Annotated in this window: 16 protein-coding genes, 1 other RNA gene and 4 pseudogenes; 7 read left to right on the top strand and 14 right to left on the bottom strand. The window is 69.0% G+C overall.

The features are described from left to right. Together FCI23_RS49735 and FCI23_RS61625 are read left to right on the top strand one after the other, a co-directional pair. A pseudogene (locus FCI23_RS49735) lies at window positions 1-597 on the top strand (3-carboxy-cis,cis-muconate cycloisomerase); the annotation flags it as partial. A 1-nt stretch (window position 598) separates the two neighbouring features. Further along, window positions 599-739, top strand: a pseudogene (locus FCI23_RS61625) (S-adenosylmethionine synthetase N-terminal domain-containing protein); the annotation flags it as partial. A 134-nt stretch (window positions 740-873) separates the two neighbouring features. Here the strand turns inward: FCI23_RS61625 and FCI23_RS61620 are convergent. From FCI23_RS61620 to FCI23_RS57620, 7 genes and pseudogenes are all read right to left on the bottom strand, one after another. Beyond that, on the bottom strand, window positions 874-1,080 hold the full coding sequence (locus FCI23_RS61620; protein ID WP_246144805.1) for a hypothetical protein: 207 nt from the start codon (window positions 1,078-1,080) through the stop codon (window positions 874-876). Between the two features lie 162 nt (window positions 1,081-1,242). Next, window positions 1,243-1,479, bottom strand: a pseudogene (locus FCI23_RS64380) (hypothetical protein); the annotation flags it as partial. A gap of 193 nt (window positions 1,480-1,672) precedes the next feature. After that, the gene (locus FCI23_RS57625) at window positions 1,673-1,813 is read right to left on the bottom strand and encodes a hypothetical protein (RefSeq protein ID WP_169317359.1); all 141 of its coding nucleotides are present in this window, start codon (window positions 1,811-1,813) and stop codon (window positions 1,673-1,675) included. A gap of 33 nt (window positions 1,814-1,846) precedes the next feature. After that, window positions 1,847-3,118, bottom strand: coding sequence for an MFS transporter (locus FCI23_RS49720; RefSeq protein WP_136730579.1), 1,272 nt, complete (start codon window positions 3,116-3,118; stop codon window positions 1,847-1,849). Next, window positions 3,099-3,857 (bottom strand): phosphorylase family protein, encoded by a 759-nt coding sequence (locus FCI23_RS49715; protein ID WP_169317358.1) that lies wholly within the window; start codon window positions 3,855-3,857, stop codon window positions 3,099-3,101. Before FCI23_RS49715 ends, FCI23_RS49720 begins: the two co-directional genes overlap by 20 nt. Beyond that, a complete protein-coding gene (locus FCI23_RS49710; protein ID WP_169317357.1) occupies window positions 3,850-5,229 on the bottom strand; it encodes a radical SAM/SPASM domain-containing protein in 1,380 nt (459 codons plus the stop codon). Before FCI23_RS49710 ends, FCI23_RS49715 begins: the two co-directional genes overlap by 8 nt. Before the next feature lie 161 nt (window positions 5,230-5,390). Next, complete coding sequence (locus FCI23_RS57620) at window positions 5,391-5,540, bottom strand: hypothetical protein (protein ID WP_169317356.1); 150 nt, start codon at window positions 5,538-5,540, stop codon at window positions 5,391-5,393. A 580-nt stretch (window positions 5,541-6,120) separates the two neighbouring features. Between FCI23_RS57620 and FCI23_RS49705 the strand changes: the two genes are divergently transcribed. From FCI23_RS49705 to FCI23_RS49690, 4 genes are all read left to right on the top strand, one after another. Further along, complete coding sequence (locus tag FCI23_RS49705; protein WP_136730576.1) at window positions 6,121-6,951, top strand: nSTAND1 domain-containing NTPase; 831 nt, start codon at window positions 6,121-6,123, stop codon at window positions 6,949-6,951. Window positions 6,952-6,961: 10 nt separating this feature from the next. Further along, window positions 6,962-7,258, top strand: a complete 297-nt coding sequence (locus FCI23_RS49700; protein WP_136730575.1) for a hypothetical protein — start codon at window positions 6,962-6,964, stop codon at window positions 7,256-7,258. Window positions 7,259-7,358: 100 nt separating this feature from the next. Then, window positions 7,359-7,577 (top strand): hypothetical protein, encoded by a 219-nt coding sequence (locus FCI23_RS49695; RefSeq protein WP_136730574.1) that lies wholly within the window; start codon window positions 7,359-7,361, stop codon window positions 7,575-7,577. Between the two features lie 229 nt (window positions 7,578-7,806). After that, window positions 7,807-8,895: a three-Cys-motif partner protein TcmP gene (locus FCI23_RS49690; RefSeq protein ID WP_136730573.1), complete on the top strand. Its 1,089-nt coding sequence runs from the start codon at window positions 7,807-7,809 to the stop codon at window positions 8,893-8,895. Here the strand turns inward: FCI23_RS49690 and FCI23_RS49685 are convergent. The 4 genes from FCI23_RS49685 to FCI23_RS49670 form a co-directional block, all read right to left on the bottom strand. Next, window positions 8,882-9,637: a DUF5131 family protein gene (locus FCI23_RS49685; protein ID WP_136730572.1), complete on the bottom strand. Its 756-nt coding sequence runs from the start codon at window positions 9,635-9,637 to the stop codon at window positions 8,882-8,884. The two genes, FCI23_RS49690 and FCI23_RS49685, sit on opposite strands and share 14 nt — an antisense overlap. Window positions 9,638-9,651: 14 nt before the next feature. After that, entirely contained in the window at window positions 9,652-10,158 is a 507-nt protein-coding gene (locus FCI23_RS49680) for a hypothetical protein (protein ID WP_136730571.1), read from the bottom strand. Window positions 10,159-10,163: 5 nt separating this feature from the next. Further along, window positions 10,164-10,231, bottom strand: an RNA gene (locus FCI23_RS49675) — hammerhead ribozyme type II. Between the two features lie 29 nt (window positions 10,232-10,260). Next, a complete protein-coding gene (locus FCI23_RS49670; protein WP_136730570.1) occupies window positions 10,261-11,043 on the bottom strand; it encodes a hypothetical protein in 783 nt (260 codons plus the stop codon). An 85-nt stretch (window positions 11,044-11,128) separates the two neighbouring features. On the opposite strand from FCI23_RS49670, the gene FCI23_RS49665 reads away from it, so the two are divergent. Beyond that, a complete protein-coding gene (locus FCI23_RS49665) occupies window positions 11,129-11,422 on the top strand; it encodes a hypothetical protein (RefSeq protein ID WP_211265823.1) in 294 nt (97 codons plus the stop codon). A 66-nt stretch (window positions 11,423-11,488) separates the two neighbouring features. On the opposite strand, the gene FCI23_RS49660 is transcribed toward FCI23_RS49665, so the two are convergent. From FCI23_RS49660 to FCI23_RS57615, 3 genes and pseudogenes are all read right to left on the bottom strand, one after another. After that, window positions 11,489-12,316: a DciA family protein gene (locus FCI23_RS49660; RefSeq protein WP_246144803.1), complete on the bottom strand. Its 828-nt coding sequence runs from the start codon at window positions 12,314-12,316 to the stop codon at window positions 11,489-11,491. Further along, the gene (locus tag FCI23_RS49655; protein WP_136730568.1) at window positions 12,313-12,864 is read right to left on the bottom strand and encodes a hypothetical protein; all 552 of its coding nucleotides are present in this window, start codon (window positions 12,862-12,864) and stop codon (window positions 12,313-12,315) included. Before FCI23_RS49655 ends, FCI23_RS49660 begins: the two co-directional genes overlap by 4 nt. A 1,743-nt stretch (window positions 12,865-14,607) precedes the next feature. Next, a pseudogene (locus FCI23_RS57615) lies at window positions 14,608-15,057 on the bottom strand (hypothetical protein); the annotation flags it as partial.

Genomic DNA, 15,057 nt, shown 5'->3' with positions numbered 1-15,057 from the left:
GAGATCGCCGAGGTGGCCGAGCCCGCCCCGGCCGGCCGGGGCGCCTCATCGGCCATGCCGCACAAGCGCAACCCGGTGCTGGCCGTCCTGGTGCGAAGCGCCGCGCTCCAGGTCCCGGCGCTGGCCGGGGCCCTGACGCAGTGCCTGGTCGCCGAGGACGAGCGGTCCGCGGGCGGTTGGCACGCCGAGTGGGCGCTGCTGCGCGAGTGCCTGCGGCTGGCCGGGGGCGCGGCGTTTACCGCGGTGGAACTCACCGAGGGTCTCGCCGTGGACCCGACCCGGATGCGCGCCAACCTGGAGCTCACCGGCAGCCAGGTGGTCACCGAACGACTCGTGGCAGTGCTCACCCCGGCGCTCGGCCGGGCCCGGGCCCGCGCACTGCTGACCGATGCCTCTCGGACTGCCGACACCGCCGGCACCGGTCTGCGGGCGGTGCTGGCCGCACTGCCCGCGCTGGACGGCGTGCTGTCTCCAGCGGAACTCGACTCCCTGTTGCTCCCCGCCGAGTACACGGGTGCCGCCGGCTCGCTGGTGGACGGCGCGCTCAAGGTGCCCACGGCGGCACCGTCCGACCCGCCCGCCCCGTACAGGAGCTGACATGCCCCGCCGCCTGTTCAGCTGGGAGTCCGTCGCCGAGGGACACCCCGACACGATCGCCGACCAGATCAGTGGCATCATCCCCGACGCACTGCTGTCGGCCGAGCCGACCTCCCGGGTCGCCGTGGAGACGCTGATCACGTGCGACCGACCGCGATCATTCGCGACCTGGACCTGCTGCGGCCGATCCACGCCCCGACCGCCGCGTACGGCCGCTTCGGCCGGGAACTGCCCTACTTAAGCTGTGAGAAGACCGACCAGTCGGTGTCTCTTCGATCATTTCGTCCGCGATGTGCGGGTCTCGTGGTGATCGACCGGCCAGGCGTCTGAGTCGGTGACTGCGTTGCGGTTCAGCAGTGCTGCGCACCACCGGAACTGGCCGTCGCTGCCGTCCGGGCTGAACAGATCGTAGGTGGTCAGGGCATACGCCGCCTGGTGCAGGGCCAGAACCTTACCGTCGTATCCCAGTGCCGCTGCGAACAAGCTGGTCAGCTCGGCCGTGTGGTGCTCCGCGTGGGCCGTACATGTCCCCGGTCGACGCCGCGACCGCCGCCTCGAACGCCGGGTCGCCCGCCGTGGTGAAGAAACCGAAGTCCAGGACCGCCACCGGGCGTCCGGCGTCGTCGACGTGGATATTGGGTGCGACACCACGCTGCCGCCGCCGACGCAGTTGCCGCCGAGTAGGCTCATTCCGTCGCCCACCACGAAGTCGAAGATCCGAGTGTACGAGGATCCGAGCAGGAAGTCGTGCTCGAAGTCGTCGGCCTCCAGCCATGGCCCGCGCGCCCCGGCCCCGGCCGTCCGAAAGGCTCGAAGAACCGCCCGAAATCCACCAGAACAGCCCCTCGGCCCGGTACTCGTGAAGGTGTCGCCGGGGGACATATCCCCCACCTTCACGAGTACCGGGCCGAGGGAGGTAGCCAGCCACTACGTGCCCCGGCTGAGCAGTCGGCGAGCAGTCCGGAGCGAGCCGCCGCCTCAGCGCAGGAGGCCAGGCTCGCGAGCGCTGTGCCCACGCCCACGACCGCCGCCCGGGGCTGGTCACGTTGGCCCCGCGGTGTCCGACCGTGAAGGCTCACCAGTCGCTGCCGAGGTCCTCCCCGGCCTCTGCCGCCGCCCACCGCGTGCAGGTCCGGCTCGCGCACGTCCTGGACTTCATGTTCTTGCGGAGCTGGCTGCAGTTCGGCTGCTGCCACGGATATGGCACCAGCTCCACCCGCTCATTGTTCGCGGGCCACGAGGGTGCCTGTCAGTCGGCCGGAGCCGTGACGGTCTGTGTGGCTCCCGTGTCGGCCGGCACCATGCGATCGGTAGGGCCGTCCTTGCGCCGCAGGAACAGCGGGAGCAGGAGTAGCGGCGCACAGCCTACGAGGAGGAACGGCAGCCAGCTGCCCCAGCGGGCAGCTACCAGACCGCCCAGAACGCTCCCAACCGGGAGGACGCCCCAGGAGATCATCCTGTGCAGGGCGTCCGCACGTCCCCGCAGGCCGGCAGGGGTCAAGCGCTGCCGCCACGAAGTGGTGGCCACGCCCCAGAAGGAGAACCCGACGCCGGTGAGGGCCAGTCCCGCGAAAGCGACCAACTGCAGGCCGGATACGGCAACGACGAGGTATCCAGAGCCGACGCACAGCAACGCCAGGCAGACCAAGGCGGGGCTGGTGAGCCGGGTGGCTAGTGTGGCCGCCGCCTGTGCGCCAAGGACACCTCCGAGAGCGGAGCTGGCCATCATCAGCGCGTACACCATGGAATTCCCGCCGAGGACTCGCTCGGCGAAGTCGGGCTGGACCGCCAGGGCCCCACTGTTGAAAAGGTTGATCACGGCTGCGGATACCGCAATGGCCAGCACGTGTGGGGTGACTCGCATCCAGCGAGCACTGGCACGGACGTCCGCGAAGACGGCACGTGGACCGTTGCCCGTGGGATTGCCCACCGGTTCCTCCTCCACGCCCCGTGCGATAGTGGCCAGCAACGCCACCGACAGCAGGAAGGTGACCGCGTCCAGGGCGAACGGCAGCGTCCGCCCCGCCTCCAGCAGGGCAGCCCCCGCGAGCGGGCCGACGAACTGGCGGCCCAGAAGCAGCGCGGTGGAGGACATCCCGTTAGCGCGTTCGAGGTCCTTCTCCGCCACCAAGGTTGGCAGGAAAGCGAAAGTGGCGGAGGTGGCTACCGATTCCAGCAGACCCATGAGGAAGGCAACGCCATACATCACAGGCAACGGTACGTGGCCAGTGGCGAGGGCCAGGACGAATCCGCCCATGACCACGAGGCGCAGCACGTCGCAGGCGATGAGGAGGCTACGTCGGCGCATCCGGTCGGCGAGCACCCCGCCGAAGATGCCGAGGACAAGGAAGGGCAGAGTCGCGAAACCGAGCAGCACGCCGAGTTCGGTGGGCCCGGCGCCGTGCTGGGCGGCCAGCAGTGGCAGGGCGGCGTAGCGCATGCCGTCGCCGACGAAGGAGACGGCGGAGGCGGTGATGAACCGGCGGGCCGGCCTGTCCAGTTCAGTCCAGTTCCGCCACACGCCCGGTCACCGCCTTCAGGACCAGCTCCATGGCTCGGGCGCTGCCCGCGCCGAGCAGCGCCCCGTCGGTGGGCACACCGAGGCCGGGGTGGTCGCTGGCGACCAGGACGGTGGCCGCGCGTACGCCGTTGAGCCGGGCCACGGTGAGTACGGCGGAAGTTTCCATGTCGATGCCGGACACGCGCAGTGCCCGGCATCGTTCGACGAGCGCGGAATCCTGGGTGAACACCGCGTCCAGGGAGAGCACCACGCCGTCGTGAAGGGTGCCCGGGGCGGTGTCGTGGAGAGCCCGGACAAGCTGGTGATCGGCGACGGCCGGGTAACGCTCCGCGCAGTAGGCTCTGCTCGTTCCGTCGGCCGCCACGGCGCCTGTGGGAACCAGCAGGTCGCCACAGGACAGGGTGTCCGCGACGGCCCCGCAGTAGCCGACCCCGATCAGCGTGCGGACGCCTCTCGCTGCTGCGGCTTGGACTGCCATCGCGGCTGCCGGCGCTCCGAGCTTGGCGGTGAAGACGGCGAACTCATGGCCGCGATAGTGGGCGACAGAGACCGACCGATAATCCCGTAGGGTTTCCACGCGCTTCGCCCAGTCGGTGCGGTCGTAGAGGTCGGGATTCTCCAGCGGGAGGATCGCCACCGGGGGCAGGGGGCCGTCGACATCAGAGAAGAGCCAGCCGTCGACGACGCCCTGAAAGGTGGAGCCCCAGTCCTGTGCGTCCGCTGGATGGGATTCAGGCATGATTGAATACCTTTTCCACGTGCGCGTCGACATACCGCTCGAACCAATATTTCCGCGCATCGCAGAACGCGTCCTTGTGGTTCATGTGGCCGTATTCTGAAAGTGTGTGACCCGGATGGCCGCCACCGCACAACTCAACCCATTCACAGGAGCGACATTCATCAATTGTTTCGGCGCGGGCGCGGAATTCCTTGATGTGCTGCCGAAACTTCTCGCTCCGGAATGCTTCGGCCAGAGTGATGTCACGGACATTACCAAGGGACCATTCGGGGTCGACCCAGAGCTGGTCGGCGAAGATGAGGCCGTCCGGGGAGATACGCGGGAAGGAGTTGTAGGCGAAGATTTGCTTCGGGAAAAGACTGCGTTCCAGGGTGTAGCGCCCGTCTCGCGCGTTATTCAGGTCCCCGAAGAAGTTACCGCGGAGCTGAAGGCGCGGATTGTCGTAGGACAGCAGCTTGTCCCCGGCGGCCGTCCACTCCTCCAGAGTGGGCGCGATGGACTCCCACGGGGTGTCCGCAGCGTTGCCTTGTGCTTCCCACTGGGAGAACACGAGTTTGGCGAGGTCGAAGCGCTCCGCGATCTCGATCATCGCGTCCAGCTCATGGATGTTGTTCTGGGTAATGCAGATGAACAGCTGGGTGCGGCGGTTCAGTCCTAGCTCCTTGAACATCACAAGGGACTTCAGGACCTCGTCGAAGACGCCCTTGCCGCGGATCGGATCGTTTGTCTCTGGCGTCGCACCCTCGAGGCTGACCTGGAGGTTGACCCGGGCCGCTCCAATTTCATTGATCCTAACGACCCGCTCGGCGAATTTCCGTGGAAACTTGTACGCGTTGGTGTACAGGTCCACGTTGTGTCCGCGTTCCACGGCACAGTACTCAACAAGGTCGAGGGCGTTGCGTCGGACTGCTGCCTCGCCGCCGGTGATCGCGATGAGCTTGTCCGAAAACGGAGGCAGTTGATCAACCACGGCCCGTAGTTCGGCGTCGGACAGCTCGTCGGGGAGCTTCTGCCCAGAGGAGACATAGCAGTGCACGCAGCTCAGGTTGCAGGCGTTGGTGATCTCCAGGTGCAGGCCCTGGGGTTCGGTCTCTAGCACGACCGGCAGGCCCTGGCTGAGGTGGTGAGCACGGGAGACGAACAGCAGACCGGCCGCGCGTAGTTCGTCGAGTAGGGCGTTCACTACGCGCGGCTCACGCAGGTGGTCGTTGGACGCGACGGCGGTGGCCTCAGCGACGATCTCCGGACGGGATCTCGTCCCGTCGGCGAGTGCGAGCACAGCCTCGGCGCCCCTGCCAAGTATGGCCCAGCGCTGGGTCCAGGGGTCGACGACGAAGACTGCGACCCCCTCGGGCCTGTTCTCGATCCGCACGACATTCTTCGGGTTACTGAACGGGCGCCATTGAGACTCGCGCGCCACAGGGGTCAACGGGAGAGGCGTTCCGGACGAAATCGGTCCCATGAGTCCTGTCCTCCAAGTGCGGTGAGGGGCCCGCGAACGGACCCCTCACGAATTGATCAGCGGTAGCCGGCTCAGACGGCTCGCGCGGTGGCGGACGGGCACACCGTCGGCATGGCCTGCACGCCGTAGTCGAAGACGAGCTGGCTGTCAACGATCTCGGGGAGTTCGACGACGGTCTCGGTGCCCTGCTCCACGGTCTGGTCGATGACGTTGGCGGACATGACGCCTCCTAGATTCGGTTATGGCGCAACAACGTGCCCCAGGTTCAGATCATGCTCCTTGAGGCAGAAGAGACAGTACGTCGGAGGAGATCGGCCGCGAAAGCGGTTTCCTGCAATCCGGACCTGACCACCGTTGGAAATCAGCCTGACCGAATACGGAATTATTGCCTCCGAGTCTGCGACTTGCTGCGGTATCAGCCAATATGTCCCCCCGGTAGGCATTCTGGAGCGAGTAATTTTCGCCAGGAAAAAAAGTAAAGAAAAACTGGACGCGCCGCCCTTCACCCCGTCACGTACCCCACATGAAACGAGCCACTGTGGCTAAAAGTATTCCGCCTGGCAGCACTACGGCAATTCGGGGCACCCGGCACCCCGGCCGACCCTGGCCCCGTATCCCCGCCCCGTGCGAGAGCCCGTATCGCGCACTGGGTGCCCGCGCAGGACTCCGGCGCGGGGGACATCGTGGTGCTGCAGCTGGTGTCGCCGTTACCGGGGGCGCGGCCGGTGCGTCTTATCGAGGCGGGCGACACCTGGGGGCATCCGGTGCGTGCCTTCGGGTTTCCCGCGGGGCGGCCGGGAGGTGCCTGGCACTCGGGGGTGCTGCGCGCCCGGCAGGCCGGCGGATGGGTGCAGGCCGACCTTCTTCCACGGCCGGGCGGCGGAGAGCGCGGAGGAGCAGGTCACCGGTCAGCGGTGGACCTGTCTGGTCGGCCCGTCGGGCTGCGGAAAGTCGTCGCTCGCGCTGGCCGGAGTTGTGCCGCGGCTTCGGGCGGGGGGTTTCGCGGTGGCCGTGCTGCGGCCCGCTTCCGGCAGCGGCCCCGCCGCCACGCTCGCCGCCGCCCTGCTGCCGCTGCTCGAACCGGACTTCTCCGAAAGCGCCCGGCTCGCCGTACTGCCGAAGGTCACCGCCCTCCTGACCCGCGGCACGTTACCCAACGTCGTCGCCCGGGTCCTGCACCGCCAGGAATGTGACCGCCTGCTGATCATCGTCGACCAGCTGGAGGAGGCATTCGGCGCCGCGCCCGAAACCGCATCCGAACTGGCCGCCTTGCTCTTCAGCGACCGGCCCGTCCTGACCACCCTGCGCGCCGACTTCCTCGAAGCAGTCCTCGCGCACCCCACAACAGGGCCCGCGCTGCGCCGTGGCCTGTACGCGCTCGGCCCGCTGGAGCCCGGACAGCTGCGGGAGGTCGTCACCGCCCCGGTCGACGCGGGACCCGGTGTCGGGTACGAGTCCGGAATCGTCGAACGCGTCTACGAGGAACTCGGCGGCGTCACCGGCGACTGGACCGCTGGGAGCGCGGCGGGCGGGCCCTCGACCTGCTGCCGGGCCTCGCCGCGCTGGCCACCGCTGACCCCTGGCTGCGCGAGTGCCCCGCCGACCTCAGCGCCGCGGCACACGCCTACCTGACCAAGGGCGCGTGCACCAGCGCTCCCGCACCCGCAGGCGCCGCGCGCTGTGGTCGGGCGTGTCCTTCGTCGTGGTCCTCGTCCTGGTCTTCGGCTCCCTCTTTGGGTACTACCGGCACGTCAGCGACGAGCGCGCTTCGGAGTCCGCCTCCCGAGCGCTCGTCCAGTACTCCGGCGACCAGGCCGACGGCGACCCCGTGCTGTCGGCGCAGCTCGCCCTTGCGGCGTACCGCGCATCGCACACCAGCGAGGCACGGGACGCACTGCTGCGGGCGTACCTGGCGGACAACTTCTCCGACCGTGTGTGAGATATCCCGTGGTGCGCCACGGGATATCCCACATCTGGGCCATCCAGAGGTACAGCACCGGCGACCGCTCGGCGCCGTCCACCTGCTGAAATCAGCTCAGGTGCAAGCTGGCCGTACCGGCTCCGCGCGGATCACTGCAGTGCTCCACGCCCGCCTCGCCCGCGCCCCCGCGGCCGCCGGGCACCCCGCGGCCGCGCACCGGGCGACAGCCGCCGCCTTCACCGCCTGCGAAAGCGCCGGCCCCGTCAACGAGGACCACCCCTCGGTGTACTGGATCAACCTGGCGAAGTCACCCATGGGCGGCCCTGACTGCCCGTGACCTCGGCGAACCCGGCCCCGCCCGCGGCGGAGGGGAAGGCGCCGGGCAGGTGGGGGCAACCTGGCCGGCGCCGGTCTGAAGGGGTGCGGGTGGCCGGTGGCGGCGGTCGCCCCAGCCGACCGCATTGTCGGGGCGTACTTCGATCAGATGATCGGCCAGAATGCGGTCTGGCATCGGATGGTCACTCAGCGGACAATTTGTGCGACATTCTGTTGTCCAGGGGGTCGGAATGGGCGTTCTGTGGAAGCTGGAGCTAGCGACGGCAGCCAAGCACCGCCTGTACAAGCGGTATTTCGATGCGTGGTGGCCGATCATGTTGCAGCCGGGCGGCTGGCCGAAGGTCACATTCCTGGATGCGTTCGCCGGCCCCGGCCGCTACGAAGGCGGCGAGGAAGGGTCCCCGGTCTTCACCCTCGACCGGCTGCTGAACCACACCGCTGTCGGGCGCATGGGCCTGTCCCGGCAGCGCGTGCAGCTGGTCTTCATCGAGAAGGACCCCGCCCGCTACGAGCACCTGCTGCGTGAGCTTCACGAGCGGTTCGGGCCACTGGACCAGCTACCGGTCCGGGTGGAGGTCCGCCAGGGCGAGGCCGGCCGGGACAGCGAGCGGATCCTGACCGAACTGAACGCCTGGCGGCAGCCGATCCTCGGGGTCTTCGACAGCTGGGGCAGCGTCAACACGCCGCTGACCTTGATGAACCGCCTGGCCCGCAACAAGGCCAGCGAGGTGATCACCACATTCGGGCCAAACTGGTTCAGCCGCCGCGAAGACCTCAACCACAACATCCTCGACAGCGTCTTCGGCGGCCGACAGTTCTGGGCGCACGCCGCCGACGTCCAGGAAAGCGATGAAAAGTGGCGGACCTGGCTGGACATCTACCGGAAGGCTCTGCACCGCGCCGGATTCGGATACCGGCTGCAGTTCAAAGTCGTCCCCCACACCGGGCAGCCGCTGTACCTGGTCTTCGGCACCGGCCACCAGAAAGGCGTGGAGGTGATGAAGGAGGCCATGTGGACCGTCGACAAGAGCGACGGGATGAGCTTCAAGGATCCCCGCGTCCGCAACGCGGTGCCGGTCGGGCAGACCTCGCTCTTCGACGACGGCAACCTGCCCGACCCGGAACTGCTGGCCCTGGTCGAAGAGCGGCTCCGCCAGGGTGGCGCCAGCATGGAACAGCTCGGGCAGTGGCTGCTCCTGGAGACCTCGCAGTGGCGTGCCCGGGATGCGAGGAAGGCCGTGCAGGCCCTGGACCGCGACCGCCGGCTCGTCATGCCAGCCGGCCGCCTGTCCAGGGCCAGCATGGTCAGCCTGCGGTGACCGGCTCCCGCTGCGGCATCTCGTCCCAGGTGCGGCCCTGCAGTTCACGCCCGAGGGTCTTGGGGGTGCGGCCGCCCCACTGTTTGAAGAAGAACGCCACGTCAGCGTCGGCGCAGGTATCGCGAATGCCGGTCACCCATTCCTCCTGCATCGGCCGGAACCGCGGCCCGGACTCGCCGCCCGCGATGACCCAGTCGATGCCGGTGACGTCCAGGCTGACCAGCGGACCGAGCAGCGGCTCGCACGACAGGAACCGCACCGCGGCCGGAACCTGGCGCAGGTCCTCGACCCGGGCGAGCTCCTTCTCGCTCTCCACCGACACCCCCATCCACAGGTTCGCCGGCCACTCCAGCCGGTCGGCGACCTGCCGCAGCCGCCGGGCCCGTTTGGTCAGCACCTGGTAGGTGTGCTGCGGCGTATCAGCCATCACCGCGAAGACCTGCCGCACGAAGTCCAGCGGCACCCGGGCATGGAACAGGTCCGACATCGAGTTCACGAACACCGTCCGGGGGCTGCGCCACCCGTACGGAATCTGTAGGGCGTCCGGATGCACCGTGAGGCCGAAGCCCGGCCCGGACGTCCGTGGGTCGCCGTCGTTCTGGTACTTCGCCTGCCCCATGGCCTTCAGCCGCTTGGCCAGCGTCATGGCATAGCAGTTGTCGCACCCCTCCGAGACCCGGTCACAACCGGTCGTCGGGTTCCACGTGGCCTCGGTCCACTCGATCGCGCTGCGGTCACTCATCGGCCACCCCCTCCCTAAACCGCGGCCGCTCGTACCCGCGCCCGTGGTCTGCTGCATGCCCAACGAGCTGTCGCACCGCCGGACACCGACATCCAACCACCGGCCTTTCGCGGCCGCTGCCGAACCCCTTTAATAGAACATATGTACGCCTTTCTATTGACCGCTGCAACAGGGCAAAAGGTGTTGTATGGGCATCGGAAGTCGCGGCAGCGGACGTCTGAGGCCACGGCGCCGAGGTTTTCGGCGTGCTGCCTGCCGTCGAATTCGAACGGGTCCTCAAGGCCGCCGTCCATGACGATGCCGGCGGCGGCGTCCAGGACGTCGGCGAATGCCTCGTGGATGCATGCGTCCTTGATGGCCTGGAGGACGGTGCCGTGGTCCGCGCCGCCGCGCTTGACGGCGTCGGCCAGCAGGCGCAGCGCGGCGCTGGCTGCCGGGGCCAGGTTCTCCAGCCCGCCGTCCAGATCCGGGTGCTGCGGCGCGAGTTCGGCGGCCTTTGTCACGCGTACGAGTTCTCCCACGATCCTTCTCCCTGCCTCGTCAGCGCCGGTGGGGAAGATCCGGCGGACACCCCGGGGCCGGGGCGTTTCGGCTCTTGGTACGGGTAGTGGGGCCTAGGCGGGCTACACCCACATGAGCTTGCCGACGGCGATCGGGTCCTTGCCCGCCAGGCGGGCAAGCTGCAGCGCGGTCATGCCCTTGCGCTGCGCGCCCTCCCAGACCAGTTGCGGGGCCACGGCGCCCACGAGGATCTGGAGGTTGTTCTCGCAGAACAGCGCCATGAGCCCGGCGTCGTCCGCGTGGGCCGCGCCGACGGTCTGGGCTTGGGTGAGGGCGTCCTCGTAGGTCCGGGTGAGGGGGATGTCCGTGTCGTCGGCGCTGTCGGCGGGGTTGAGGTTGAGGTCGGGCTCGCCGGTCTGCTGGGGGCGGTAGGTGACGACCTGGTCGTCGTGCTCGCAGGCGCGGGAGGCGTGGCAGTCGGCGGTGTGGTTGACGGTGAAGGCGACCGTGGTGCCGGTGACGACCGCGCCGCAGCGGGCGGCGTCGTCGAGGTAGGCCTGGACGATACGGCCGGGCCGGGTGCTGGTCTGGCCGCTGCCGTCGGTGACCCGGTAGGGGGCGTCGGCGGTGACGCGGATGCGCAGGATGTCGCGGTCGGCGGCGATGAGCGCGTCGACGCGGACCTGTTCGGCGGCCTCGCGGGTCGGGAAGCTGCGGTCGGCACGGTCGTCGGCCGGCCGCGGGCCCCAGGAGGCGTACGCGCCGTCGGCGATCCATTCGGTGCCGCCGATCGCGTTGCCGTTCACGACGATCCAGAAGTCGTCGTAGGTGAGGTCGGTGCCGTCGGTGTAGCGAGGGCGGCGGGTGACGGTGACGGCGTTGTCGGTGGCGGTGGCGATGCTCACTCTGTCTCCCCAGCTAGAAAGTGGCTTGCCACTAATATAACCACCCCTCTTGTAAGTGGCAAGCCACTTATGGCATGATCTTTCCATGAGCAGCCAACACCGCGATCCGCCCCTGACCGTCCGCCCGCCGGCCGACGTGAAGACACAGGCCCAGGCCGTCCTGAACGCACGGAACCTCGAAGTGCAGGCGTTCGTCGTCGCCTGCCTGAGCGCGCTGGCCGCCACCCCCGATCAGTTCCTGGCCGGGCTGAAGCCGCACTGGCCGGAGCAGAAACCCCGCGGCCGACCGCGCCGCACACCCGGATCAAGTTCTGACGACCAGACAGACACAGTCCAGCCGTCGGCAGCAGATGAGGGGGATATCCCGGCTCCGCAGTGATCACAGCCGTGGCACCGGTCTCCTGCGGCAGCGGCTTCTCCCCCCGCCCGGGCCGGAGACTGGTCCTCACGCCGTGCGGCCGAGCTGCTTGGGCCCTTCGGTCCGGCCGCCCGCCCTCTCCGTCCGGGCCCTGCGCAGGGCGCGACGACGGGAGTCCTCGGCAGTTGCGGCCTTCGTCTGGACGTCCTCGATCGCGGCCTGGCCGTCGCGGAACGCCGCGGCGGGTTCGCGCTTGGTGCGCAGGCAGCGGTCCTGCCGCGCAACCGCGGCCTGGACCCCCGAGTCGACCCTGCGGGGCGCCTTCTTGGTCGCCTCGTACCCGGCACGTGCCTGGTGGTAGCCGGGCGAGGCGTTGTCCCTGGTCTTGACCGGAACCTCCGGCTGCCGCGCCACATCCTGCCCCGCGGGAAGCTGCGGACCGTCGACGGCGCCGGCCAGTGTCCGGCCGGAGGCAGTGCCGGGCGGCAGGACCCGGATCGAACGGACCGCCTGGTTGCCCGTCTTGGCGTTGATCCGCTCCACCAGCTGCGCGCCGAACAGCCGCATCTGGGTCGCGAACGCGGCCGAGACCGGCAGCAGGTCCAGGCGCCCGGTCTCCGCGTCGAACCGGACCGGGGCCACCTTCCCGACCAGCTCCGGCGCCAGGTCCGGCCACCGGTCGATCACGCTGCCGCCCGCCGCCGGAACCTCCCAGGCCCGGTCGGCCATGAGCCCGGTAACCGCCGCTCCGAGCCCGACCGGATCCCGGCCGTCGCCGCGTACGGCCCGGCCACGCCGGCGCCGGGTGCTGGCCCGGCCTCCCGCAGCGTCGGCCGGCCGGTTCTTCGCCGCGTGCTTGGCCGCCTGCAACGCCACCCGGGCCAGGTCGACGCCGCTCAGTTCGGATGTGCTCATGCCGACCCCCATCGCCGGTCCATCACCATCAGGCCACTGCGGACCGGCCGGTTGACGGCCTGGTCGACCAGCCGGTTTGAGTAGAGCCGCCTCGCGTACACCTCACCGGCGGTGTTGATCGTGAACTCGATGACGGACGGGTCCTTCTCCGCGTCCCGCCGCAGGTCGATGATCTGCTCCCGGGTGAACTCCTCCAGCACCGGCAACCCGTCGTCAGTCCGTACGACATCGCCCATCCCCGGCTCCTCCTGCTGCGCCGGAACGCTCCGGGAGAAGCTGGCCCGCACTTCGGCGAGCACCGCAGCGCTGCGCGGCATCTGCCAGTCGCCTTCCCACTCCACATGCCGGGCGTGTTCCGCCCGCTGGGAGTCCCGCGCGGCCTCCACAGCCCGGGCTCGGCCCGCGGCATCCGGCCAGAGCGTGGTCGCGTGTTCCAGCCGCCTGGCCAGGAATCCCGACGGACGACGCACAGCCTGCGGCGCGTCGCCGTTGTCGAGCCAGGCGATCACTTCATCTGCGCTCCAGCCCGCATCAGCGACCTCGCGCACGATCCACGCAATCCGGGGAACGAGGGCCCGGTGGAGCCACGGAACCCGCCTGACCAGCTCTCCGGCCAGTTGGAAGCGACGCCCGACCGTGTTGAGTGTGCGGCTGCCGCGGTTCGGCTTCTTCGGGGTGGGGCAATCGGCTTTCCCGCTGGCGAGCTTGTCCTCAGGGGGAGAGTGAGTAGTACCGGTAGTTGAAGAACCAGAGGTAGTACCTGCCATTGGGGTGCAACGCGGTGGCTGCTGTGTCGATAGAGCCTTCCGAGGCTTCCGAACCTTCCGCGAGGCCTTCCGCCCCCACTTCGCGATCGCCTTCCGGCCCCAGTCCGCGATCCCGACCGGGCGCCGCAGCAGAACCCCGTCGTCTGCGCACCGGATCCCGTGTTCCCGGTCGAACGCGGCCGGGATGACCCACCGGAACTCCGACGCCAGCGGCGGCCCGCCGCGCACCCGCGAACCCATGACGACGTACGCGAGCAACCCAGCCTCCCGCAACATCTCCAGGTGGTACTGGACGCTGCGCTCCTTCAGCCCCGTGCGACGCATCAGATAGTCGACACCCGGACGGCACGGCGACAGCTCCGCGAGCTCCTGCGCGATGAGCACGGTCGACCAGCCGAACTTCGGACCGTGCGACCGGTGCCGCGCGTACCGCGGCGACTCAGCCGCCCAGTGGACCGCCTGCATCCAGCTGTAGCCGTCACCAGCAAGTCGGCCAGACGTCGTCGAAACCCACTGCCCAGCCTCCGGCACCCAAGGCCCGGGCAACGCCTCGTCTGCCCCGGCGCCAGAGCGAGGCGACGACACCTTCACTGCGGCGACCGCCGCCCCGGCGCTCACCGGCCCGCCCACGTCGCCAGCAGCGACACATGTGTGCGGCGAGCGTTACCGGACCGCGTGGTCGGCACCGGCCGAGTCGGCGCGAGCACGGATGCGCCGGGAGAAGGACGGACGCTGAAGACAGCACCTGTCCCGCTCAGGGGGGTGCGGCGATCGGCGCATTGAGCCGAAAGAGCGCCGCTCAGAGATGTGATGTTGGTCTCATGCGACCAGGTGAGTGGCCGGTAGCAGAGGTGAATTCGGGGTACGCGGACACGCCAAAGCTGGCGAGCCGAGGTGAGGTCATGCAAAATAGCTCCTGTTCCTGCACAGGCTCCTGCGCAGGGCATAACGAAGCCCCTGACGGGTGCTTCTGGTTTCGGCTGAAACCTGAGATCGAACTGTTCGACCGGCTGCGAACCGGGCGGACAATCCCTTCGGGGGGCCTGCGAAGCCCTCCGGTGGCATGTGGACGCGGGGCCGAGGTGAAGGTGAATCACCTCGGCGGTTGAGCGCCCCAGGCGGTTGAACCGCCTCAGACTTACGTCATCCCGACCCCCTCAGCACCAGAGGTGCGCCTCGGAGCGGTCGCGGCCAGCACGAACACCCCGCCGAAGGGGCAGCCAGCGCGCATGCGTCGCTGACCCCACGGCGGGGTGCTGTGTGTCTGAGGTCGGGTACGGGTACCCTGATCCACGTCGGCCACCTTCGTTGGCTCGGCAGGCCGCGGACCCCCACTACAAGGTCCGTTGGCCGCTGCCCCTACGACTTGTCCAAGGTCGTGGGGGCCATTCTTTTGATCAACGCTGGGGGCCACTGTACCGCTGAGGTGATGCAGGCGGGGCCCTTGGGGGCCCCGTGTCGCCACGGCGCGGGCAGAGAGCTGACGGACCGTGAGCAACACCTTCGGGCATCTGGAGATGGGCATCAGCTGCTCGCTCCCCCGGCTGGCTTGAGTGCACTGGTGTAGTAGTAGGCGAGCCCGGCCTCCGCGCCCGATCCCTGGGCGGTAGCAATGCGCTGGTACCGCGCCGATCGCAAGTCTCCCGCGATCCGGATGCGTGGGTGCTGGCGGTCGTTCGGGCAGTAGCCGTCCTCACCCGAGGCGAGACCCTCCAGAACAATCGGCTTGTTGCCGAGGTTGTTCAGCACTGCGGCGGCAGCGTAGACCGTCAGTTGCCCGTCCCGCTCCTTGACCTCTACCGTCCAGCCGTCGCTGTGGTCGGCTCGGGCGACGGCGACGTGGGAGACGGAGATAACGACGTGGTGCTCGATTGAGGTCGGGCTGTGTTGGCCTGGCGGGTTGGCTGGTGGTTGATTACCGCATGGCCGCGCGGTCGGAGACCAGGCCGGCGATGGCTTGGTAGGTCTGGTCGA

The sequence above is a fragment of the Actinacidiphila oryziradicis genome, from assembly GCF_005047355.1.
GTDB lineage: Bacteria > Actinomycetota > Actinomycetes > Streptomycetales > Streptomycetaceae > Actinacidiphila > Actinacidiphila oryziradicis.
Note: the sequence above shows the minus strand (reverse complement) of the source record. Positions and strands in the feature narration are given on the sequence as shown.

Coding starts and splice junctions, on each gene's coding strand:
- FCI23_RS49715 (WP_169317358.1), bottom strand. CDS start 3,857: ATGCCTGAATCCCATCCAGCGGACGCACAGGACTGGGGCTCCACCTTT.
- FCI23_RS57620 (WP_169317356.1), bottom strand. CDS start 5,540: ATGTCCGCCAACGTCATCGACCAGACCGTGGAGCAGGGCACCGAGACC.
- FCI23_RS49690 (WP_136730573.1), top strand. CDS start 7,807: ATGGGCGTTCTGTGGAAGCTGGAGCTAGCGACGGCAGCCAAGCACCGC.
- FCI23_RS49685 (WP_136730572.1), bottom strand. CDS start 9,637: ATGAGTGACCGCAGCGCGATCGAGTGGACCGAGGCCACGTGGAACCCG.
- FCI23_RS49665 (WP_211265823.1), top strand. CDS start 11,129: ATGAGCAGCCAACACCGCGATCCGCCCCTGACCGTCCGCCCGCCGGCC.
- FCI23_RS49660 (WP_246144803.1), bottom strand. CDS start 12,316: ATGAGCACATCCGAACTGAGCGGCGTCGACCTGGCCCGGGTGGCGTTG.